General features: G+C 73.5%; 21 protein-coding genes. 11 read left to right on the top strand and 10 right to left on the bottom strand.

Annotation, left to right across the window (positions count from 1 at the left end; genetic code table 11):
* The first annotated feature begins 84 nt into the window (after window positions 1-84).
* From B9W62_RS36690 to B9W62_RS36680, 3 genes are all read left to right on the top strand, one after another.
* A complete protein-coding gene (locus B9W62_RS36690; protein ID WP_179235852.1) occupies window positions 85-705 on the top strand; it encodes an L-threonylcarbamoyladenylate synthase in 621 nt (206 codons plus the stop codon).
* A 48-nt stretch (window positions 706-753) separates the two neighbouring features.
* Window positions 754-1,509 (top strand): dienelactone hydrolase family protein, encoded by a 756-nt coding sequence (locus tag B9W62_RS36685; protein WP_087811209.1) that lies wholly within the window; start codon window positions 754-756, stop codon window positions 1,507-1,509.
* 91 nt (window positions 1,510-1,600) lie between these two features.
* A complete protein-coding gene (locus B9W62_RS36680) occupies window positions 1,601-3,103 on the top strand; it encodes a metallophosphoesterase family protein (RefSeq protein ID WP_087811208.1) in 1,503 nt (500 codons plus the stop codon).
* A 28-nt stretch (window positions 3,104-3,131) separates the two neighbouring features.
* On the opposite strand, the gene B9W62_RS36675 is transcribed toward B9W62_RS36680, so the two are convergent.
* Complete coding sequence (locus tag B9W62_RS36675) at window positions 3,132-4,145, bottom strand: TauD/TfdA dioxygenase family protein (RefSeq protein WP_087811207.1); 1,014 nt, start codon at window positions 4,143-4,145, stop codon at window positions 3,132-3,134.
* Between the two features lie 112 nt (window positions 4,146-4,257).
* Between B9W62_RS36675 and B9W62_RS36670 the strand changes: the two genes are divergently transcribed.
* Complete coding sequence (locus B9W62_RS36670; RefSeq protein WP_087811206.1) at window positions 4,258-5,088, top strand: aldo/keto reductase; 831 nt, start codon at window positions 4,258-4,260, stop codon at window positions 5,086-5,088.
* Window positions 5,089-5,141: 53 nt separating this feature from the next.
* On the top strand, window positions 5,142-5,786 hold the full coding sequence (locus B9W62_RS36665) for a DNA polymerase ligase N-terminal domain-containing protein (RefSeq protein WP_087811205.1): 645 nt from the start codon (window positions 5,142-5,144) through the stop codon (window positions 5,784-5,786).
* Between the two features lie 61 nt (window positions 5,787-5,847).
* On the opposite strand, the gene B9W62_RS36660 is transcribed toward B9W62_RS36665, so the two are convergent.
* From B9W62_RS36660 to B9W62_RS36640, 5 genes are all read right to left on the bottom strand, one after another.
* A complete protein-coding gene (locus tag B9W62_RS36660; RefSeq protein ID WP_179235851.1) occupies window positions 5,848-8,220 on the bottom strand; it encodes a SpoIIE family protein phosphatase in 2,373 nt (790 codons plus the stop codon).
* Window positions 8,221-8,281: 61 nt separating this feature from the next.
* Entirely contained in the window at window positions 8,282-8,749 is a 468-nt protein-coding gene (locus tag B9W62_RS36655; protein WP_087811203.1) for a peroxiredoxin, read from the bottom strand.
* Window positions 8,746-9,126, bottom strand: a complete 381-nt coding sequence (locus B9W62_RS36650) for a DoxX family protein (protein ID WP_087811202.1) — start codon at window positions 9,124-9,126, stop codon at window positions 8,746-8,748. Before B9W62_RS36650 ends, B9W62_RS36655 begins: the two co-directional genes overlap by 4 nt.
* A 9-nt stretch (window positions 9,127-9,135) precedes the next feature.
* The gene (locus tag B9W62_RS36645) at window positions 9,136-9,600 is read right to left on the bottom strand and encodes an iron chelate uptake ABC transporter family permease subunit (RefSeq protein ID WP_087811201.1); all 465 of its coding nucleotides are present in this window, start codon (window positions 9,598-9,600) and stop codon (window positions 9,136-9,138) included.
* Between the two features lie 74 nt (window positions 9,601-9,674).
* The gene (locus B9W62_RS36640; protein ID WP_087812274.1) at window positions 9,675-10,331 is read right to left on the bottom strand and encodes a TetR/AcrR family transcriptional regulator; all 657 of its coding nucleotides are present in this window, start codon (window positions 10,329-10,331) and stop codon (window positions 9,675-9,677) included.
* Between the two features lie 246 nt (window positions 10,332-10,577).
* Between B9W62_RS36640 and B9W62_RS36635 the strand changes: the two genes are divergently transcribed.
* The 4 genes from B9W62_RS36635 to hemC all read left to right on the top strand — a co-directional run bounded on the left by B9W62_RS36635 (window position 10,578) and on the right by hemC (window position 15,035).
* The gene (locus B9W62_RS36635; protein ID WP_087811200.1) at window positions 10,578-12,032 is read left to right on the top strand and encodes an MFS transporter; all 1,455 of its coding nucleotides are present in this window, start codon (window positions 10,578-10,580) and stop codon (window positions 12,030-12,032) included.
* A gap of 96 nt (window positions 12,033-12,128) precedes the next feature.
* Entirely contained in the window at window positions 12,129-13,109 is a 981-nt protein-coding gene (gene ligD / locus B9W62_RS36630) for a non-homologous end-joining DNA ligase (RefSeq protein ID WP_087811199.1), read from the top strand.
* Between the two features lie 141 nt (window positions 13,110-13,250).
* Window positions 13,251-14,027: an NPP1 family protein gene (locus B9W62_RS36625; RefSeq protein ID WP_087811198.1), complete on the top strand. Its 777-nt coding sequence runs from the start codon at window positions 13,251-13,253 to the stop codon at window positions 14,025-14,027.
* Between the two features lie 72 nt (window positions 14,028-14,099).
* Window positions 14,100-15,035, top strand: coding sequence for a hydroxymethylbilane synthase (gene hemC / locus B9W62_RS36620; protein ID WP_087811197.1), 936 nt, complete (start codon window positions 14,100-14,102; stop codon window positions 15,033-15,035).
* 42 nt (window positions 15,036-15,077) lie between these two features.
* Here the strand turns inward: hemC and B9W62_RS36615 are convergent, their stop codons facing one another.
* On the bottom strand, window positions 15,078-15,602 hold the full coding sequence (locus B9W62_RS36615) for a hypothetical protein (RefSeq protein ID WP_087811196.1): 525 nt from the start codon (window positions 15,600-15,602) through the stop codon (window positions 15,078-15,080).
* A 302-nt stretch (window positions 15,603-15,904) separates the two neighbouring features.
* On the opposite strand from B9W62_RS36615, the gene B9W62_RS36610 reads away from it, so the two are divergent.
* Window positions 15,905-16,696: a SigB/SigF/SigG family RNA polymerase sigma factor gene (locus B9W62_RS36610; protein WP_087811195.1), complete on the top strand. Its 792-nt coding sequence runs from the start codon at window positions 15,905-15,907 to the stop codon at window positions 16,694-16,696.
* On the opposite strand, the gene B9W62_RS36605 is transcribed toward B9W62_RS36610, so the two are convergent.
* A complete protein-coding gene (locus B9W62_RS36605; RefSeq protein ID WP_087812273.1) occupies window positions 16,644-17,030 on the bottom strand; it encodes an ANTAR domain-containing protein in 387 nt (128 codons plus the stop codon). The two genes, B9W62_RS36610 and B9W62_RS36605, sit on opposite strands and share 53 nt — an antisense overlap.
* 182 nt (window positions 17,031-17,212) lie before the next feature.
* Here B9W62_RS36605 and B9W62_RS36600 point away from each other — a divergent pair, with 182 nt between their 5' ends.
* The gene (locus B9W62_RS36600) at window positions 17,213-18,016 is read left to right on the top strand and encodes a VOC family protein (RefSeq protein ID WP_179235850.1); all 804 of its coding nucleotides are present in this window, start codon (window positions 17,213-17,215) and stop codon (window positions 18,014-18,016) included.
* Window positions 18,017-18,026: 10 nt separating this feature from the next.
* Here B9W62_RS36600 and glgX read toward each other — a convergent pair whose 3' ends face one another.
* The gene (gene glgX / locus B9W62_RS36595) at window positions 18,027-20,174 is read right to left on the bottom strand and encodes a glycogen debranching protein GlgX (RefSeq protein ID WP_087811194.1); all 2,148 of its coding nucleotides are present in this window, start codon (window positions 20,172-20,174) and stop codon (window positions 18,027-18,029) included.
* Window positions 20,171-20,686 carry a pep a2 gene (locus tag B9W62_RS36590; RefSeq protein ID WP_087811193.1) on the bottom strand — a complete coding sequence of 172 codons (516 nt, stop codon included), beginning with the start codon at window positions 20,684-20,686 and terminating at the stop codon, window positions 20,171-20,173. Before B9W62_RS36590 ends, glgX begins: the two co-directional genes overlap by 4 nt.
* Window positions 20,687-20,825: the final 139 nt, after the last annotated feature.

The raw sequence follows: 20,825 nt of genomic DNA, 5'->3' as shown, positions 1-20,825 counted from the left end.
TGTGCGCCGGCCCCCGCCGGCGTCGGCGGCCGGGCCGCGCCGGGCCTGTCGGGCGGGGCGGGCGAGCGGGCATAAGCTCGGTGAATGGCGAAGTACTTCGACGTGCACCCCGACAACCCCCAGCCCCGCAGCATCGCCCAGGTCGCGGACAGCGTCCGCGCCGGCGCGCTGATCGCGTATCCGACGGACTCCTGCTACGCGCTGGGCTGCCGGCTGGGCAGCCGCGACGGCATCGACCGCATCCGGTCGATCCGTCAGCTGGACCACCGGCACCACTTCACCCTCGTCTGCCAGGACTTCGCGCAACTCGGGCAGTTCGTGCAGATCGACAACGACGTGTTCCGCGCGATCAAGGCGTCGACGCCCGGCAGCTACACCTTCATCCTGCCCGCCACGAGGGAGGTGCCGCGCGCGCTCCAGCACCCGAAGAAGAAGACCGTGGGCGTGCGCATCCCCGACCACGTCGTCACCCAGGCGCTCCTCGCCGAGCTGGGCGAACCGCTGCTGTCCAGCACGCTGCTGCTGCCCGACGAGGAGGAGCCGATGACGCAGGGCTGGGAGATCAAGGACCGGCTCGACCACGTGCTGGACGCGGTCGTCGACTCCGGGGACTGCGGCACCGAGCCGACCACGGTCGTGGACTTCTCCGGCGGCGAGGCGGAGATCGTGCGGCGGGGCGCGGGCGACACCACCCGGTTCGAGTAGCAGACCGTCCACCCGGCCGCAGCACGTGAGAGAGGCAGACCACACCCGATGACCCCCACCGTGGGAACCGCCGTCGACGTCCCCACCGACGACGGCACCGCCGATGCCTACCTGACCCGTCCCGCCGACGGCGGACCGCACCCCGCCGTCCTTGTGTACATGGACGCCTTCGGGCTGCGTCCGTCCCTGCGGGCGATGGCCGACCGGCTGGCCGGTGCCGGGTACACCGTCCTGGTGCCGAACGTCTTCTACCGCAGCGGGCGGGCTCCCGTCGTGGAACTGCCCGGGTTCATCGACCCGGGGGCACGGCCGGAGATCTTCCAGCAACTCGGTCCGATCATGCGGTCGCTGACCCCGGACCGGGCGGTGCGGGACGCCGATGCCTACCTGCGCCGGCTGTCCGGCGGTCCGGAGGCGGCCGACGGTCCGGTCGCGCTCGTGGGCTACTGCATGGGTGCCGGGCTCGCCCTGCGCACCGCCGGCACGTATCCGGACCGGGTCGCCGCGGTGGCCGGGTTCCACGGCGCGAACCTGGCGACGGACGGGCCGCACAGCCCGCACCTGGTGGCCGGGGACATCACCGCCGAGGCCTACTTCGCCCACGCGGACCAGGACCCGGGCATGGACGCCGAGCAGCAGGAGCGCCTGGCGGCGGCCCTGACGGCGGCCGGTGTACGGCACCGGTGCGAGGTCTACGCCGGCGCCCACCACGGCTACACGCAGTCCGACACCGCCGCCTACGACGCGGAGGCGACCGAGCGGCACTGGGCGGCCCTGCTCGACCTGCTGCGGCGGACGTTCTGACGCCCGGCCACCGAAACCTCCCGTCCGGGGCCGCAGTTGGGCGCGTCTCCCCGCGCCGGGCCCCGGGCGGGGGCGTTGTTACCGTGCCCGGGTGTCCAACTCCTCACGCGATTCCGCCGAAGGCGCCGGCTGGGGCTCCGCCGAACCCGGCGCCTACCGGGCGCTCATGCCCGCGCGCACCGAGAAGCTGTCCTGGCTGAACCCGAGTACGCTGTGGGCCGCCCGCAACGGCGTCCTGGCCTCCTGGTTCGGTGATCCCACGGGCCACACCCGCTCCCGCTGGGTGGCGCGGCGCGTGGCGGCCGGGGCACCGGCCGACAAGGTGATCCGGCGCGACGACCCCGCCCGGTTCTCGTTCCTGGTCATCGGTGACACGGGCGAGGGCGACGACCCCCAGTACGCCGTCGTGCCGGGGTTGTTGAAGGCGGGCCGGGACACCCGGTTCGCTGTCCTCGCCAGCGATGTGATCTACCCGGTGGGCAGCGCCGACGACTACGGCTCGAAGTTCTTCCGCCCCTACCGCGACTACCGGGCGCCCATATACGCGATACCGGGCAACCACGACTGGTACGAGGACCTCGGCGGTTTCATGCGCGTCTTCTGCGACGACGCCCCGCCCCTGCCACCGGAACCGCGGCCGCGCCCGCTGACCCCCGCGTGGCTGCGGTCCCTGTTGTGGCACCGGCCGCGCCCGGACGACGGCCGGCACCTGGACGAGGCGCGCAAGCTGCGCGCGGACCCCGCCCAGCAGGCCGTCCAGCCCGGACCGTACTGGGCCGTCGACGCCGGTCCGGTGCGGATCGTCGGCATCGACACGGGGCTGCTGGGCACCGTCGACGCCGAGCAGGCCGCCTGGCTGCGCGAGGTGTCGGCGGGAGACCGGCCGAAGATCCTCGTCACCGGCTCGCCCCTGTACGTGGACGGCGAGCACCACCCGTGCGCCATCGAGGGCGGCGGCACCGTCGACGACATCGTGCGCGACCCCGCCCACCGCTACGTCGCGGCGATCGGCGGCGACATCCACAACTACCAGCGCTACCCGGTCGACGTGGACGGCCGCACCGTGCAGTACGTCGTGGCGGGCGGCGGCGGCGCGTTCATGCACGCCAGCCACACCATCCCGCGCGTCTCGGTGGCCGGTGTCACCGAGGACGACTTCCGTTCCTATCCGCTGCGCGGCGACTCGCTCGCCTTCTACAGCGCGCTGTACGGCCGCCGGCTGCGGCTGCGGCGCCTGTTCACCCTCACGGAGGCCGAGGCGACGGCCGTGATCGCCGAACGCCTCGGCATCCGCACCGGCCGCGCCCCGGGCGAGGGCGCGCGGGTCACCTGGCGCACCCGGCTGGTGGCCGGGCTGCTCGGCACCGCACGGCGGCCCGAGCGCCGCAAGCGGTTCCGGCTGCCCGTGCGCAAGCTCTACACGTCGGTGTTCTCGCCGGGTTCGGCGACGTACAGTCCGCCCTTCTTCAAGTGCTTCCTGCGCCTGGACGTGACGCCGGAAGCGGTCCGGCTGCGCTGCTACGCGGCCACCGGCAACCGGGCGCAGGAGGAGGACCCGCCGGTCGAGGACGAGGTGACGATCCCGCTGGTGTGACCGGCGCCCGCCCCTTCGGGGCCCCGCGTCACCAGCGGCCCGCCTCGCTGCCGACGACCGCCTCGGACGGGGTGCCGTCGACCCCCACCGGTACGTCGCCGGTGAGCATCACCCGGTGCATGGTCCTGGGGTGGTCGAGATGGGCGTGGTCGCCGGGGGCGAGGTGGATGGTGGCGCGGTTGTCCCAGAAGGCGACGCTGCCCGGCTCCCAGCGGAAGCGGACCGTGTACTCGGGGCGAGTGGCCTGCTCGACGAGGAGTTCCAGGATCGCCGCGCTCTCGGGGCGGGAGAGCCCGGTGATCTGTTCGACGTAGTAGCCGTTGACGAACAGCACCCGCTCCCCCGTCTCCGGGTGGACCCGGACCAGCGGGTGCACGGTCGCGCTCTGGTGGTCCAGGAGGTGCCGGACGTAGGCGTCGTCTCCGGGCCGGGGCTGGTAGCCGACGCCGAGGCGGTGTTCGGCGCGCAGTGTGTCGACGAAGGCGCGCAGCGGGGCGGACAGCCCGGCGTAGGCGGCGGCGAGGTTCGCCCAGGTGGTGTCGCCGCCGTAGGGGGGCACCGTCTCGGCGCGCAGGATCGTCGCCGCCGGCGGGTCGACGCGGGCGCCGTGGTCGCAGTGCCAGCCGCGCAGCAGCGTGTGGCGCCGGCGCCGCAGCCACTCGTCGTGCTCCATCCCGAACCGGCCGCCCAGTTCCAGCCGGTCGGCGGTCGTCTCGATCTCCGGGAAGCCGGCCGGGGAGGCCTTGCCGCGCCGGGGCAGGACGACCGGCTCGCCGAAGAGGCGGGCGAACGCGACGTGTCCGGCGTGGTCGAGGCGCTGGTCGCGGAAGAACACCACCTTCCAGCGCAGTACCGCCGCGCGCACCGCCGCGACCTGTGCGGCGTCGAGACCCGCCGCGAGATCGACGCCGTGGATCTCGGCTCCGATGTGCCCGGCGACGGGTTTCACCTCGATGTCCGCCGCCCCGGCCGCCGTGCGGTGTGCCGTCGGCCCGTCGGTCGTCCGGTGTGCTGCCGTGTCCTTCGCGTGGTCCGTCGTCATGCGGAGATCGTGGCAGACCCCCCGCGGCGCCGTCCGGTTGATCACCGGTCCCCGCGTGGGCGAGGCTGGACGGGCGGCACACCGCCGCGCACAGTCGAGGGAAGGTCCCACGGTGATCAGCATCCCGGCGTACACGCTCAACGACGGCACCACACTCCCCGCCCTGGGCCTGGGCACCTGGCCGATGGGGGACGACGAGGCCGAGCGGGCGGTCCGCGAGGCCGTCGAGGCGGGGTACCGCCTGATCGACACGGCGACGAACTACCGCAACGAGACCGGCGTCGGCCGCGGGATCGCCTCCGCCGGTCTCCCCCGCGAGGAGATCGTCGTGACGACCAAGCTGCCCGGCCGGCACCACGGCTACGAGGAGACGCTCGCCTCGTTCGAGGAGTCCCGGGCGCGGCTCGGGGTGCAGTACGTCGACCTGTACCTGATCCACTGGCCGCTGCCGCGGGTGGACAAGTACGTCGACTCCTGGAAGGCCATGGTCAAGCTGCGCGAGGACGGCCTCGTGCGGTCGGTGGGGGTCTCCAACTTCACGGCGGAGCACATCGAGCGGCTGGAGAAGGAGACGGGTGTCCTGCCGTCCGTCAACCAGATCGAGCTGCACCCGCTGTTCCCGCAGGACGAGCTGCGCGCCTACCACGAGCGCAAGGGCATCCGCACCGAGAGCTGGAGCCCGCTGGGCCGGGGCAGCGACCTGCTCGACGATCCCGCCGTCGCCGCCGTCGCCGCGGCGCACGGTGTGACCCCCGCCCAGGCGGTCCTGCGCTGGCACACCCAGCTGGGCGCGGTGCCGATCCCGAAGTCCGCCGACCCGGCGCGGCAGCGGGCGAACCTGGACGTCTTCGGCTTCGAGCTGGACGCCGGCCAGCTGCGCGCGGTGGCGGACCGCGCCCACCGGCGGATCGGCGGCGACCCGGAGGTGCACGAGGAGTTCTGAGCGGGGTACCCGGCCCCGGCGGTAACCGAGGGTCTTCCGGGAAGGAGTGCCAGGTGGACGGCGAGGGCGGCGACGGGCTGCGGGACTACCACGGCAAACGGGACTTCGGCCGGACCGGCGAGCCCGCGGGGCGGGAGGCGCGGGGCGCGGGCGGGCCCGCCGGTGAGGGCGGGGCGCCGCGCTTCGTCGTGCAGATCCACGACGCGAGCACCCTGCACTTCGACTTCCGGCTTCAGGTGGCCGACGTACTGAAGTCCTGGTCGGTGCCGAAGGGGCCGTCGGCGGACCCGAGCGACAAGCGGCTCGCGGTGCCGACGGAGGACCACCCGCTGGAGTACGAGGAGTTCGAGGGCGTGATCCCGGCGGGTGAGTACGGGGGCGGCACGGTCATCGTCTGGGACCACGGCACCTACGAGCCGCTGAGCCACGACCGCCGGGGCCGGCCGGTCGACTTCGCCGAGTCGCTGGCGCACGGGCACGCCAGGTTCCGGCTGCACGGCGCGAAGCTGCGCGGCGAGTACGCGCTGACCCGGTTCCGCGGCGGCCCGGACGGCGGCGCCGGTGCGGACGCGGCGTGGCTGCTGGTGAAGACGGCCGGCGGCGGACGCGGGCACGGCACCCCGGATCCCCGGCGGGCCCGGTCCGCGCGCACCGGCCGCACGCTGGCGCGGGTGGCGGCGGAGGAGGGCGGGGAGTAGCGGCCCGCGGTGCAGGGCCGCACCCGGCGGGGGCCGTACCCGGGGGGTCCGTGCGGCCGGCTCACTGGACGGGCAGCGCCTGTTCGGCCCAAATGGTCTTGCCGGTGTCCGTCTGGCGGCTGCCCCACCGCTGGGTGAGCTGGGCGACCAGAAGCAGCCCCCGGCCGCCCTCGTCGAAGGCGTGGGCGCGGCGCAGGTGGGGCGAGGTGGAGCTGGCGTCGGACACCTCGCAGATGAGCGCGGTGTGACGGATGAGGCGCAACTGGATGGGCGGCTCGCCGTACCGGATCGCGTTGGTGACCAGTTCGCTGACGACGAGTTCGGTGACGAAGGCCGTGTCGTCCAGCCCCCACGCCGTCAGCTGTTCGCCGACCGACCGCCTGGTGGCGGCCACTCCGGCGGGGTCCAGAGGGACGTCCCAGATGCGTACCCGGTCCTCGCCCAGCGCCCGGGTGCGGGCCAGCAGCAGGGCGACGTCGTCGCCGGGCTCCTCGGGCAGTACGGCCTTGAGCACGCCGTCGCACAGGGCGTCCAGGGAGGTCGCGGGAGCGGCCAGCGCCCGGCACAGTTCCGTGGTGGCGTGGTCGACGTCGCGGTCGCGGTCCTCGACCAGTCCGTCGGTGTAGAGGGCGACGACGGAGCCCTCGGGCACCTCCAGCTCCGTCGCCTCGAAGGGCAGTCCGCCGACGCCGAGCGGCGGTCCTGCGGACATGGCGACGAGGCGGGTGGTGCCGTCCGGGAGGAGGAGTGCGGGCGCGGGGTGACCGGCGGCGGCCAGGGCCAGGCGGCGGGAGACGGGGTCGTACACGGCGTACAGGCAGGTGGCGCCCAGTTCCGCGGTCTCCGCCTCGCCGCCGTCGTTCGCGCCGCCGGCCGCGAGGTGGGTGACGAGGTCGTCGAGGTGGGTGAGGAGCTCGTCGGGGGGCAGATCGACGTCGGCGAGGGTGCGGACGGCCGTGCACAGGCGGCCCATGGTCGCCGTGGACGGGATGCCGTGGCCCACGACGTCGCCGACGACGAGGCCGACGCGGGTGCCGGAGAGCGGGATGACGTCGAACCAGTCGCCGCCGATGCCCGCCGCAGACGCGGAGGGGAGGTAGCGGTGGGCCACCTCGACCGCGGCCTGACCGGGCAGGTCCCTGGGGAGCAGGCTGTGCTGGATCGCCAGGGCCGTGGAGCGCTCGCGCGCGAAACGGCGGGCGTTGTCCACGGAGACGGCGGCCCGGGAGACCAGTTCCTCGGCCAGCACGGCGTCCTCCGTGGCGTACGGCTCCCTGGGTACGGTCCGGGCGGCCAGCGCGACGCCCAGGGTGGTGCCGCGGGCGCGCAGGGGCACGGACAGGGTCGAGCAGACCGCTTCGCGGAACGGGCGGTTGTGCGGGGTCTCGGCCTCGCGGGCCCGCATCCACCGGTCGAATTCCGGGTCGCCGGGCCCGCTGAGGACGACGCGGCCCTCCCGCACGGCCCGGGCGGGCGGGCTGTCGGCCGGGTGGACCTCCTGCCCGCCGAGGTGCACGGCGGGCGTGGGGAATCCCTCGGTGGCGGAGGCGTGGGCCACCCGGCGCAGTTCGCCGGTCCCGGTCGGCCCGGCGAGGGGTTCTTCGGTGCCGAGCACCCAGTCGAGCAGGTCGACGCTGGCGAAACCCGCGAACCGGGGCACGAGGAGCCCGACCAGTTCCTCGGCGGTACGGACCACGTCGAGGGTGCTGCCCACGGCGCCGGCCGCGTTCAGCAGGGCCAGCCGCTCCCGGGCCCGGTGCTGTTCGGTGCTCTCCAGCGCCGCCATGGCGACGGCGACGAGGGTGCCGGACGCGTCGTGGACCGGCCAGATCTCCACGGTCCAGGCGTGCGGGCAGCTGCCGGCCGGCGCGGGGGCGTAGCTCTCGTACTGGACGGCCTGCCCCCGGTCGGCGACGACCCGCAGATGGTGCAGGAAGCTCCGCGCGTCGCCCTCGAAGTCGGCCAGCGTGTCGGAGAGGCCGCGGCCGAGCAGTTCCTCGGCCGACCGGCCAAGCATCCGGCACGCGGTGTCGTTGACGTGCACGAAGCGCAGTTCGGGGTCGAGGACGGACATGGACAGGGAGGCCTGCCGTACGGCGTCGTCGATCAGGTCGGGCGCGGGGCCGCCGGGTGCGTCGGCGGTCGCCAGGTAGCCGCCGGGAGCGCCGTCGGCGCCCCGCAGGGGGCAGACGCGCACTCTGAGGCCGACCGGGCGGCCGTCGCGGTGGCGGACCACCACGGTGCCGGACAGCGCGGTGCCGGCCGGGTCGGTGCGGGACAGGGGGCGGGTGGGGGCGTCCCGCGCGAGCAGGTCCCGCGCGGGACGCCCCACGACCTCCTCGGCCGCGTGTCCGGTGAGCCGCCGCGCGCCGTCGCTCCAGCCCGTCACCAGTCCGCGGGCGTCGACGGTCATCGCGGCGGAGGAATCCTCCATGCCGTCCAGGATCATCCCAGGACGATGCGGTATCAACCGGGGCGGGTCGCGGGTGGTCCCGTCACCGCCGGTGGGCGCGGAGCGCGGCGAGGGCGCGGTCGGCGTGCGTGTTCATCCTGAGCTCACTGCGGACGACCTCCAGCAGGGTGCGGTCCTGCCCGACGACGAAGGTGACCCGCTTGGTGGGAGCCAGGCTGAGGCCCCGCTTCACCCCGAACCGCTCGCGGACCGTGCCGTCGGTGTCGGACAGCAGCGGCATGCCCAGGGTGTGGCGCCCGGCGAACTCCTGCTGCCGTTCGACGGCGTCACCGCTGACGCCGACGGGGCGGGCGCCGACCGCGGCGAACTCGGCGGCGAGGTCGCGGAAGTGACAGGCCTCCGCGGTGCAGCCGGTGGTCAGGGCGGCGGGGTAGAAGAACAGGACGACCGGGCCGTCGGCGAGCAGGTCGGACAGGCGGCGCGGGGTGCCGTCCTGGTCCGGCAGCGTGAAGTCCTCGACGGTGTCGCCCACGGCGGGCAGCGCGCTCATGACCGGCTCCCGCTGCTCTGGGCGACGGCGCGGGCCCACAGCACCAGCGGCACCTGCACGGGCAGCCGTCCGAGCGCGGCGGCCTTCTGCGGGGCGGGGCGGTGCCGCCAGTCCCAGGCCATCTTGACGTTGGCCGGGAACACCCCGACGAAGAAGGCGGCGGCGGTCAGCGCGGCGGCCTTGCGGGTGCGCGGCACGGCGAGTCCGGCGGCCAGCGCGAGTTCGGCGACGCCGCTGGCGTACGTCCAGGTCCGGGGGGTGCCCGGCAGGGAGCGCGGGACGGTGGCGTCAAACGGGCGGGGCTGGGCGAAATGGGCGACGCCCGCGGTGGCCAGCAGGCCGGCGAGCAACAGGGGCGAGCGTTCGGACCGTGACACGGTTCCTCCTCAGGGGGCCTGGCGCGCGATATTACTCGACGGTAAGGAGCGGTGGGCGGCGAGAGCGGCGAGGGCAGGGAGTCGGCACGTACGCGCGGGGCGCCGTTCAGCCCGTCGACGGCACGGGTTCCGGACGACTCTCAGGCGCAGCCGCCGCCCGTACACCGGGACGACCGGGACGACCGGGACGACCGGGACGACCGGGACGACCGGGACGACCGGGACCAGCACCACCAGTCCGAGCGCCGCGACGCGCACGTCGGCCCGGTCGCGGGCGTCGAGCGAGCCGATCATCCAGCTCGCCGCCCGCGCCGCATTGCCGATGTCGGCGCGCACGCAGAGGAAGCCGGTCGCCGAGCCCAGCACGACGGAGGCGCCGACGCCGACGCCGACGAGCACCAGCCGGTAGCCGTGCACGCCCCGCTTCCGCACCGGCAGGCGGACGCCGACCGCGGTGGCCGGGCCGCCGCACACCGCGCGACCGGGCCTACTCGGTCGTACCGCAGCGCAGCGCGACACGACCGCGCCGCTTCACCTTCCGGCGCCCGTCACTTTCCGCCCCGGGGCGTGACGGGCGCCAGCCACATGCCCACGATCGCGTCGACGAGGCCGTCGGCCGCGTCCTGCCAGCTGGCCCGCGGGGTCGGCCGGTTCTCGGCCAGGGCACGCTCGCGCTCCTCCGCGGTGTGCACGATGAGATGGCGGGCCATGTCGCCGCGCTCCGCACTGACCTCGTCCGGCAGCGCGGGCATGCACCGGCTGCGTCCCTCGATGATCGCCCGCAGGGATACGGAGGCGCGGGACTCCTCGGTCAGGATCTCCCGCAGCGCCGGGTCGGTCATGACCTGGGCGCAGAACCGCGCGTACCACGTGGGGCTGCCCAGCGCCGCCAGGTGGTCGAACTGGGGACGGACCAGGCAGTCCACCCAGTCCCGCAGGTCGGGCGAGTCGCCGAGGGCGGCGAGCTGCCGGGCGCGCAGTTCCTCGACGCGTGCCGAGTGGCGCTGGGCGATGGCCCGGACGAGGTCCGTTTTGGTGCCGAAGTGGTAGCCGACGGCGGCGTTGTTGCCCTGCCCGGCGGCCTCGCTGACCTGGCGGTTGGAGACCGCGTACACCCCGTGCTCGGCGAACAGCCGCTCAGCGGTGGTGAGGATCAGCTGCCGGGTCGCGCTGACCTGTTCCGTCCGGACCGCTCTGCCCGCCATGATCACCACCGCGCCGGGACTTTCTCCGTACCGCCCGCGACGACCAGTCCCTTCGAGTCGTCGCAGGTCCGCCGAGGTGCGGCGCGTTCGCACGAAAGCCTACGGCGCGGCGTCGCCGGGTCGCCGCCCGGCCCGGACGGGCGTTCGCCCGCCACACCCCGTAGGATACTTCAAGCGACTGACTTAATTAGCTCGCGTTCCGGTTTCCCCACCCGTCGCACGACTCACTGCTCGAAAGGCTCCTCCATGCCCGCTTCCCCCGCCTCACCACGGCCGAACGCCGTGGTGGCGGTACTGGCCCTGGCCGGAATCGTCGTCGCACTGATGCAGACCCTGGTCATCCCGATCATCCCGGAGCTGCCGAAGCTCCTGGACGCGTCGGCCTCGGACGCGGCCTGGGCGGTGACCGCCACGCTGCTCGCCTCCGCGGTGGCCACCCCGGTCGTCGGCCGGCTCGGCGACATGTTCGGCAAGCGGCGGATGCTGCTGCTCAGCCTGGTGCTGCTGATCGCCGGTTCCGTGGTCTGCGGACTGAGCGACGCGCTGGTCCCGATGGTCGCCGGACGCGCCCTGCAAGGCCTGTCCGCCGCCGTGATCCCGCTCGGCATCAGCATCATGCGCGACGAACTGCCGGTCGAGCGGCTGGCCGGCGCCACCGCCGTGATGAGCGCCTCCCTCGGGGTCGGCGGCGCGCTCGGCCTGCCCGCCGCCGCGCTGATCGCGGACAAGCTCGACTGGCACATGCTGTTCTGGCTCTCCGGCGCGCTCGGTGCCGTCTCCCTGGTGCTGGTACTGACGCTGGTGCCCGAGTCGGCGGTACGCACCGGCGGCCGCTTCGACCTGCTCGGCGGCGCCGGCATGGCCGCCGGTCTCGCGAGTCTGCTGCTGGCCATCTCCAAGGGCGCCGACTGGGGCTGGTCCTCGGGCACCACCCTCGGCCTGTTCGCGGCCGCGGTGGTGATCCTGCTGGTGTGGGGCTGGTGGGAGCTGCACACCCCGGAGCCCCTGGTGGACCTGCGCACCACCGCCCGCCGCCAGGTGCTCTTCACCAACCTGGCGTCCATCGCCATCGGCTTCTCGATGTTCGCGATGTCCCTGGTCCTTCCGCAGCTGTTGCAGTTGCCCGAGGCCACCGGTTACGGGCTCGGCCGCTCCCTGCTGACCACGGGTCTCGTGATGGCGCCGTCCGGTCTGGTGATGATGGCGTTCGCCCCGGTCTCCGCGAAGGTCTCCAAGTCCAGGGGCCCGAAGGTGACGCTGATGATCGGCGCCCTGATCGTGGCGGCCGGCTACGGCCTGAACATCGTGCTGATGGCCGAGGTCTGGCACCTGGTCCTGGTCTCCTGCGTCATCAGCGCCGGCATCGGCTTCGCCTACGGTGCCATGCCGTCGCTGATCATGGGCGCGGTGCCGCCGAGCGAGACGGCCGCCGCCAACAGCCTCAACACCCTGATGCGGTCCCTGGGCACGTCGGTCGCCAGTGCCATCGCCGGTGTGATCCTGGCCCAGCTGACCATCGACCTCGGCGGCTTCGCCCTGCCGTCCGAGAACGCGTTCAAGGTGGTCATGGCCATCGGCGCCGGCGCGGCCCTGCTGGCCGCCGCCATCGCGTCCTTCATCCCCCGGCACCGTCCGGCCGGCCCCGTGACGGGCCCGGCACCGGCCGACGGCGCCGCGACGGAGCCCGCCTCCGTACGCTGACCGCGACGGCGCCGGTCCCGCCCGGGACCGGCGCCGTTCAGGCGAACCTGGCGGGCGGCGCGCGTGACGGCGGCCGGGCGGGTCGAGTACTGACCCGTGGAGCTGCCGCTGATCCCCCCGATGCTGGCCACCCCCGGCGCCCTGCCGTCCGCCGGGCAGGACGCGCGCTGGGCCTACGAGACCAAGCAGGACGGGCAGCGCGTGGTGGTCTACCTGCCCGGCGACGGGAGCGTCCTGCTGCGCGCCCGCTCCGGCCAGGACATCACCGCCGCCTATCCGGAGCTGGCGCCGCTCGCCACCGCGCTCGGCGCGACCCCCGCAGTGCTGGACGGCGAGGTGCTGGCCCTGGACCAACAGGGCCGCGCCGACTTCCAGTTGCTCCAGTCCCGGATGGGCCTCGCGCACGCCCCCGGCCGGGCCGCGCACCGGGCGGCGAGGGCCCCCGTCCACCTGGTGCTGTTCGACGCCCTCCACCTGGCCGGGCGCTCCCTGCTGCGCCTGCCCTACACCGCCCGCCGGGAGCAACTGACGGACCTCGGCCTCAGCGGGCCGTCGTGGTCGACCCCGGCCGCGCTGGTCGGACACGGCGAACAGGCCCTGCGGGCCACCCGCGAACACGGCCTGGAGGGGCTGGTCTGCAAGCGGCTGGACTCGGTGTACGAGCCCGGGGTCCGCTCCCGGGCCTGGATCAAGATCCGCAACATGCGCAGCGAGGACGTCGTGGTCGGCGGCTGGCTCCCCGGCAAGGGACGGCTCGGCGGCCTGCCCGGCGCCGTCCTGGTCGGCCAGCGCGCCGCGGGCCGGCTGCGCTACGTCGGCGGGGTCGGCACCGGCTGGAGCGCGGGCGAGCGCGCCGAGCTGGCCGCGCTGCTGGCCGCCGCCGCGAGTGACGTCTGCCCCTTCGACCCGGTGCCGCGGGTGCCGGGGGCCCGCTGGGTGGTGCCCCGGCTGGTCGGCGAGGTCCGCTACAGCACGCGCACCCGGGAGGGCATGCTGCGCCAGCCCTCCTGGCTCAGGCTCCGCCCGGACCTGGCGCCCGAGGAGTCGGCCGCGGACGTTCCGGACGACCTGGTGTGAGCGTGTGACGCGGGGTCAGCTGTTGGGCTGCCCTTCACCGCGGTGACGCCTGTGCACCCTTGGCGCCGGAGGAAAAAGAGGGGAACCTGAACTCCCCTTCCCCCCACAGCCGTTGGGCTGCGCCAGCCTGAGGAGGACGCGATGTCCCCGCGTACCACCGCGACGTCCCGCCGGAGATGGCTCACCGTGCCGCTCGGTGCCCTCGCCCTCGTCGTCGCCTTTCCCGCCACCGCGTTCGCCGCCCCGCCGCCGGGGCTGCCCGGCAACGCCGACAGCCTGGAGCGGGCGTACCAGCCCGCCTACGACTACGACACCGACGGCTGCTACCCCACCCCGGCCATCGGCGCCGACGGAGCGGTCAACGGCGGACTGAACCCGACCGGCGCCCTCAACGGCAACTGCCGCGACGCCGTGGACCTGGACAACACCAACGGCTACGCGCGCGCCAAGTGCGACGGCGACTGGTGCGCCTACATGTACGGCCTCTACTTCGAGAAGGACCAGGCGCTGCCCGGCACGAGCCTCGGCGGCCACCGGCACGACTGGGAGCACGTGGTGGTGTGGGTGCGGGACGGCACCGTGCAGTACGTGTCGACGTCCAACCACGGCTCGTTCAGCGTGCACGAGCGCTCCGCCGTCCGCTTCGACGGCACCCACCCGAAGATCGTCTACCACAAGGACGGCATCAGCACGCACTGCTTCCGCCTGGCGACCTCGGGCGATGAGCCGCCGGAGAACCACGAGGGGACCTGGCAGTACCCGGCCCTGGTGGGCTGGAACGGCTACCCTGCGGGCCTGCGCGAGAAGCTGAGCGCCTACGACTTCGGCAGCGCCAACTTCGGTCTGAAGGACGGCAGTTTCGCCTCCCACCTGGCCGCCGCCAAGCCCGCCGGCATCACCTTCGACCCGAACGCCTGACGCGAGGGGGCGGGCCGGGGCCGGTCGGGCGAAGCGTGCGCCCCAGGCGCCCCGGGGCACTATCGTGTCCGCATGTCCGCCCCCGAACTGATCCGCATCGTCTCCCGCGACTCCCCCATGGCGCTGGCTCAGGTCGAGCGCGTCCGGGCCGAGCTGGCGGCCCTCCACCCCGGCGTGCGCACCGAGGTCGTCCCGGTGAAGACCACCGGCGACAAGTGGCTCGGTGATCTCTCGCAGGTGGAGGGCAAGGGGGCGTTCACCAAGGAGGTCGACGCCGCCCTGCTGTCGGGCGAGGCCGACCTCGCGGTGCACTGCGTCAAGGACGTGCCCGCCGACCGGCCGCTGCCCGCCGGTACGGTGTTCGCCGCGTTCCTGGAGCGGGACGACGTGCGGGACGCGCTGGTCCACCCGGACGGGCTCACCCTGGACGAGCTGCCCGACGGGACGCGCGTGGGCACGTCCTCGGTGCGCCGGGTCGCCCAGCTGGCCGCCACCCACCCGCACCTGCGGTGCGTGCCGTTCCGCGGCAACGCCAACCGGCGGCTGGCGAAGCTCGCCGCGGGCGAGGCGGACGCGCTGCTGCTCGCGGTCTCCGGTCTGGAGCGCATCGGCCGCGGTGACGTGATCAGCGAGGTCCTCTCCCCCGAGGCGATGATGCCGCCGATCGGCGCGGGCATCCTCGCGCTCCAGTGCCGGGAGGGCGACAGCGCCCTGATCGACGCGGTGAGCGGCCTCGGCCACGCCGCGACGCACCGGGAGGCGACGGCGGAGCGGATGTTCCTGCACGTCCTGCAAGGGCACTGCAACAGCCCGATCGCCGGCTACGCCCGGGTGGACCGCGGCGGCGAACTCTCCCTGAGCGCCTGCGTGTTCACCCCGGACGGCAAGGTCCGGCTGAACGCCCACGAGTGGGCCGGCCGACTCGACCCGGCGACGCTGGGCACCTCGGTCGCGGTGGCCCTGCTGCGGCAGGGCGCCCGGGAGATCATCGACGGCATCGCGCACTAGCCGGGTCCGGTCGGGCCCCAGTGGGGGCGGCCGCCCGGCGGGTCAGGCCGAGCCGTCCTCCGACTGGCCCCGCAGGAAGGCGCTCACCTGGTGGGCGAGGCCGTCGTCGCGTACCGCGCCGCACGGGGTGGCGCCGGCACCGTCGGGCAGCCCGAGGGCGCCGCTCCACAGCCTGCGCTCGGCCCACTCCTCGTCCACCCGCACCTGCACCTGGACGTCCACCTGGCTCAGGCTCGCCTCCGGCCCGGCCGCGTAGAGCACGGCCGTGGCCCGGCGCAGCGGGTAGACGTCGAAGCCCTCGATGAACTGGGAGTTGCGCCAGTCGAGGAAGGCGCTCTCCCCGTCGGGGCCGATCCGCACGTCGATCTGGCCGTCCTCCAGGTGGATGCCCAGGTGCCGCCCGCCCCGGTTCTCGACGGTCACCCGGATCCGGAAGTACGTCAGCCCCTCGGCGGCGTCGTCACGGCCACGCGGCGGCTCGGCCGGCTCAAGACGGTGGACGCGGACCCGCAGGCCGGCGTGCTCGTCGTACTCCTGCCAGTCCCCGACCACGTTCGGCTCGTACACGGTGCCCCTCTCGACCTCTCGACGCTGCTTCCTATCCGTACGTTCAGCGCACTGTCAAATGAGCGGAATGCGCTGTGGCCAGGGGCTTCGTCCCGTTTGATCGGTGATCAAGCGTTGCGCAGGGACGATCCGCCGGCACCGGTCCGCACGATCACCGGGAGCGTGCCGCACATCACGTCCCGCGACCGGGCGGCCGTCCGGTCACCGGTGTGCGGCCGTTCGAGTGGCCGTTCGGGGCATTCGCGCTCAGTATCCATATATACGAGGACTTGCCAGCACCCCTGCTGAGGGAGGTGCGCGTGATGCGTGTCGCCGGCAGAACCCAGCCCCACCCGCACGACGACGCTCCCGACACGGCCGCGGCGTTCGAGCGGCTCGCCGGGCTGCCCGAGGGACCGGAGCGCAAGGCGCTGCGGGACGAATTGATCCGGGTCTGGCTGCCCATGGCGGAGCGGATCGCCGTCCGCTTCCGGGGCCGCGGCGAGAACCTGGAGGACCTCTATCAGGTGGCGGCCCTCGGCCTGGTCAAGGCCGTCGACCACTACGACCCCGAGCGCGGCCACGCCTTCGAGGCGTACGCGGTGCCGACCGTGACCGGCGAGATCAAACGGCACTTCCGCGACCACATGTGGACGCTGCACGTGCCGCGCCGCATCCAGGACCTGCGCAACCGGGTCCGCAGGTCGGCGAAGGAGCTGGCGCAGACCACGCCGGGGCGCGCCCCGACCGTCGAGGAGATCGCCGAGCACGCGCAGCTGACCACGGTCGAGGTGCGCACCGGCATGGAGGCACTGGAGTGCTTCACCGCCCTGTCGCTGGAGGCGGAGATGCCCGGCACCGACGGGTACGCCCTCGGCGACGCGCTGGGCGGCCCCGACCCGGCCTTCGACGCGGTCGTCGACCGGGTGGCCGTGCGGCCCTGCCTGGAGGCACTGCCCGAGCGCGAGCGCACCATCCTCTACCTGCGTTTCTTCGGAGGAATGACCCAGAGCCGCATCGCCCAGCAGCTGGGCATCTCCCAGATGCACGTCTCCCGGCTGCTCACCGGCTGTTTCGACCGGATACGCGAGGAGATCCTGACGGAGGCCCGCTGAGCGCGGGCCCGCCGCACACGGGCCGCCCCAGCCGGTCCTCCAGGGCGGTCAGGATCTCCGGCGGCATCACTCCGGTGCGCCCCCAGATGAGTACCGTTTCCGCCACATTGCGGAGTTTGATGTTCGTATGCTGGGAAACTTCCTTCAGGACGATCCACCCCTCGTCCGGCGTCACCCCGCCGAGCGCGATGACCACGCCGATCGCCTGGTCGACGACGGCGTGCGAGACGACGGCCTCCTTGAGCTGCCGGACCTGCTCCTGCAACCGGAAGATCTGGTCCGAGTCGGAATCCGGGTCCGGTCCGGGGGCCGGGGCCGCGTCGATGGGGGGCATGGTCACCTCCGGGTCTCCATCCTCGGCAGCCGGGCGCCATCGCGCCACTGGGCCGTCCGGGGCGGGTGCGCCACCGTTTCGGCGCCCTGTGCGGGGTACTCGCCAGGCGCCCGCCGCACTCCCGGCCGGACACTGGTGTGGAGCCGGTGGCTGCCGGTGGACGAGACCAGGACACGACTGACATGAACCACGACACGACCTCCTCCACCCGCGGGGAGAGCCTCCTGTCCACGCACTCCGTGTACGGGGCCCCCTGCTGGGTGAGTCTCACCAGCCGTGATCTCGAGGCCACCGAGGAGTTCTACTCCGCCGTGCTGGGCTGGCAGTGGCGGCCCGCCCGGCTGGGCGAGCCCTTCCGGATCGCCCTGGCCGACGGGGTGCCGGTCGCCGGGATCGCCGCCGTCGCCGCGATGTGGCAGATGGCGGTGGCGTGGACGCCGTACTTCGCCGTGCGCAGCGCGGACGAGGCCGTGTCGCGGGCGCAGGAGCGCGGCGGCACCGCGGCGGTCGGGCCGATCTCCCTGCCGCCGGGCCGGGCGGCCCTGCTCGCCGACCGGGACGGCGCGACGTTCGGCATCTGGGAGGGCGAGCTGTTCTCGGACTGGGACACCTGGCGCACCAAGCGTCCCGCCTTCATCCGGCTGCACACCCGCGACGCCTTCGACGCCGCGATCTTCTACGGCGAGATCTTCGAGTGGGCGTCGGGGCAGGGCTGCTGCGAGGTCCGGTACGAGGGCGACGAGGTGGTCCTGCGCCACGAGGGCGAGGTCGTGGCCCGCATCGAGTCGGGAGCGCTCGGCGCCGCGCCCGACCCGGCCGTCCGGCCGCACTGGCAGATCCACTTCGCGGTGGAGGACGTCACGGCCTGCGCCCGCACCGCGGAACGGCACGGCGGCAGCGTGCTGCGGCTGGACGCGGACGAGGCGGTGCTCCGGGACGCCGACGGCGCGCAGTTCACGGTGACCGCGCGCCGTCTCGGCAGCTGACCTCACCGGCTCACCGGCCGGTGCGGGAGGGCCTGGAGAGCAGCACCAGACTGCGCTGCTCGACGGTCAGCCGGGTGCCCGCCTTGTGCTCGGCCTCGTCCGGGACGCCCTCCGGGTCGGCGGTGTCGACCAGGGCCGTCCAGCGTTCGCCGTAGGCCGCGTCGGGCAGGCGGAAGACGGCCGGCTCCCAGTGGCTGTTGAGCAGCAGCAGGAAGGAGTCGTCGACCACGGGCCGGCCGCGGGGGTCGGGTTCGGCGATCGCGTCCCCGTTGAGGAAGACGCCGACGGTGTGCGCGTCGGAGCGCTGCCAGTCGTCGTCGGTCATCTCCCGCGCGTCGGGCAGCAGCCACACCAGGTCGGGCAGCGGCTGCCCGGCGTGGGTGAGGGTCTCCCCCCGGAAGAAGCGGCGCCGGCGCAGCACCGGGTGGTCGGCGCGCAGCGCGATCAGGCGCCGGACGAAGTCCAGCAGCGCACGCTGCTCGCCGTCGAGCCGCCAGTCGACCCAGGAGATCTCGTTGTCCTGGCAGTAGGCATTGTTGTTGCCGCGCTGGGTGCGGCCCAGTTCGTCGCCGTGGCAGATCATCGGGATGCCCTGCGAGAGCAGGAGCGTGGCCAGGAAGTTGCGCTGCTGGCGACCGCGCAGCTCCCGGACGGCCGGGTCCCGGGTCTCGCCCTCGACGCCGCAGTTCCAGGAGCGGTTGTGGCTCTCGCCGTCCCGGTTGTCCTCGCCGTTGGCCTCGTTGTGCTTGTCGTTGTACGAGACGAGGTCGCGCAGCGTGAACCCGTCGTGCGCGGTGACGAAGTTGACGCTGGCGCGGGGGCGGCGGCGGCTGTGCTGGTACAGGTCGGAGGAGCCGGTCAGCCGGGAGGCGAACTCGCCGAGCGTGTGCTCCCCGGCGCGCCAGAAGTCCCGTACGGCGTCGCGGTACTTGCCGTTCCACTCCGACCACAGCTGCGGGAAGTTGCCCACCTGGTAGCCGCCCTCGCCGACGTCCCAGGGCTCGGCGATCAGCTTGACGCGGCTGATCACCGGATCCTGCTGGATCAGGTCGAAGAACGCGGACAGCCGGTCCACCTCGTGGAACTGCCGGGCCAGAGTGGCGGCGAGGTCGAAGCGGAACCCGTCGACGTGCATCTCGGTGACCCAGTACCGCAGCGAGTCCATGATGAGCTGGAGCACGTAGGGGTGGCGCATCAGCAGGCTGTTGCCGGTGCCGGTGGTGTCGTAGTAGTGCTGCCAGTCGCCGTCCACCAGGCGGTAGTACGAGGCGTTGTCGATGCCGCGGAACGAGAGGGTGGGGCCCTTCTCGTTGCCCTCGGCGGTGTGGTTGTAGACCACGTCGAGGATGACTTCGAGGCCGGCCTCGTGCAGGGTCTTGACCATCGACTTGAACTCGCTGACCTGCTGGCCGCGGGTACCGAGGGCGGCGTAGCCGTTGTGGGGCGCGAAGAAGCCGATGGTGTTGTAGCCCCAGTAGTTGGCCAGGCCCCGGTCCTGGAGCACGCCGTCGTGGACGAACTGGTGCACCGGCATCAGTTCCACCGCGGTCACGCCGAGGGACGTCAGGTGCTCCACGACCGCGGGGTGCGCGAGGCCCGCGTAGGTGCCGCGCAGTTCCTCGGGCACGTCGGGGTGGGTGCGGCTGAGTCCGCGGACGTGGGCCTCGTAGACGACGCTCTCCGAGTACGGGCGCCGGGGCGGACGGTCGTCGCCCCAGTCGAAGAAGGGGTCGGTGACCACACCGAGCATGGTGTGCCCGGCGCTGTCGCCCGGGTCGGCCTTGCCCCTGGCCCGCTCGAAGAGGGAGGCGTGGTTGTCCACCAGCCCGTCCACGGCCCGCGAATAGGGGTCGAGGAGCAGCTTCGCCGGATTGCAGCGGTGGCCGACGGCCGGGGCCCACGGACCGTGGACCCGGTAGCCGTAGCGCTGGCCCGGGCCGACGCCGGGCAGGTAGCAGTGCCAGACGAAGCCGTCGACGTCGGGCAGCGGGATGCTGCTGTGGTTGCCGTCGTCGTCGACGAGCACCAGGTCGACCCGCTCGGCGACCTCGCTGAACAGGGCGAAGTTGGTGCCCTGTCCGTCGTACGTCGCCCCCAGCGGGTAGGGGTGCCCGCTCCACACGGGCGACCCCTTCCAGTTCGGCCTGGCGCGGGTCACCGGGCCTCCTCCAGAACGGCGTCGCGGGTACGTGCCCATCCGGCCACCCGGGCCACCGGCATGATCTCTCGCGGCACTTCCAGCCCCTCCTGGGTGATCGGCTCGGGCGACCGCTCCACCAGCGGGACGCGTTCGCCGGCGCGGGCGCGGCGTGAGAACCAGATGACCTTCGCCCCGGTGTCGGTGGCGCAGCAGCCCCAGCCGTCGCTGTTGGCGGCGAGGTGCTGGAGGCAGTTGCGGAGGTCCTGGTCGGGACGGAGCGCGTGGTCGTTGCCCGCTACGGCTGTGATCAGGTGCTGGCGGTTCCACCACATCTCGATCGACGTGTTCTTGTCGCTCGCGTGCTCGTCGATCGCCCGGAGCAGCATCTCGGCGCCCGAGCAGACGGGTTCGACCAGGTTCTCCAGGTTCCAGAACCGGAGGTGAGCGGCCAGGATGCGCCTGACCTGTCCGACCCGTTCCGGGCTCACTTCCACGTCGAGGTGGTAGTAGCAGGGCACTGCGGTCTTCATCGTCGTGGCTCCTCACCGCGAAGGCTCTCGCTCCTCCTCGTCCCTTGGGGGACGGGCTCCCCGATCACGAAGCGTGAGCGCTGATCGCTTCTGAGTCACTCCAGAGTGGGAGCGGTAGCCCATTCGTGCAACACGAGCA

It is taken from the genome of Streptomyces sp. CS113 (assembly GCF_002188365.1).
GTDB classification, from domain to species: Bacteria; Actinomycetota; Actinomycetes; order Streptomycetales; family Streptomycetaceae; genus Streptomyces; species Streptomyces tendae.
This window is presented reverse-complemented; position numbering and strand designations above follow the sequence as displayed.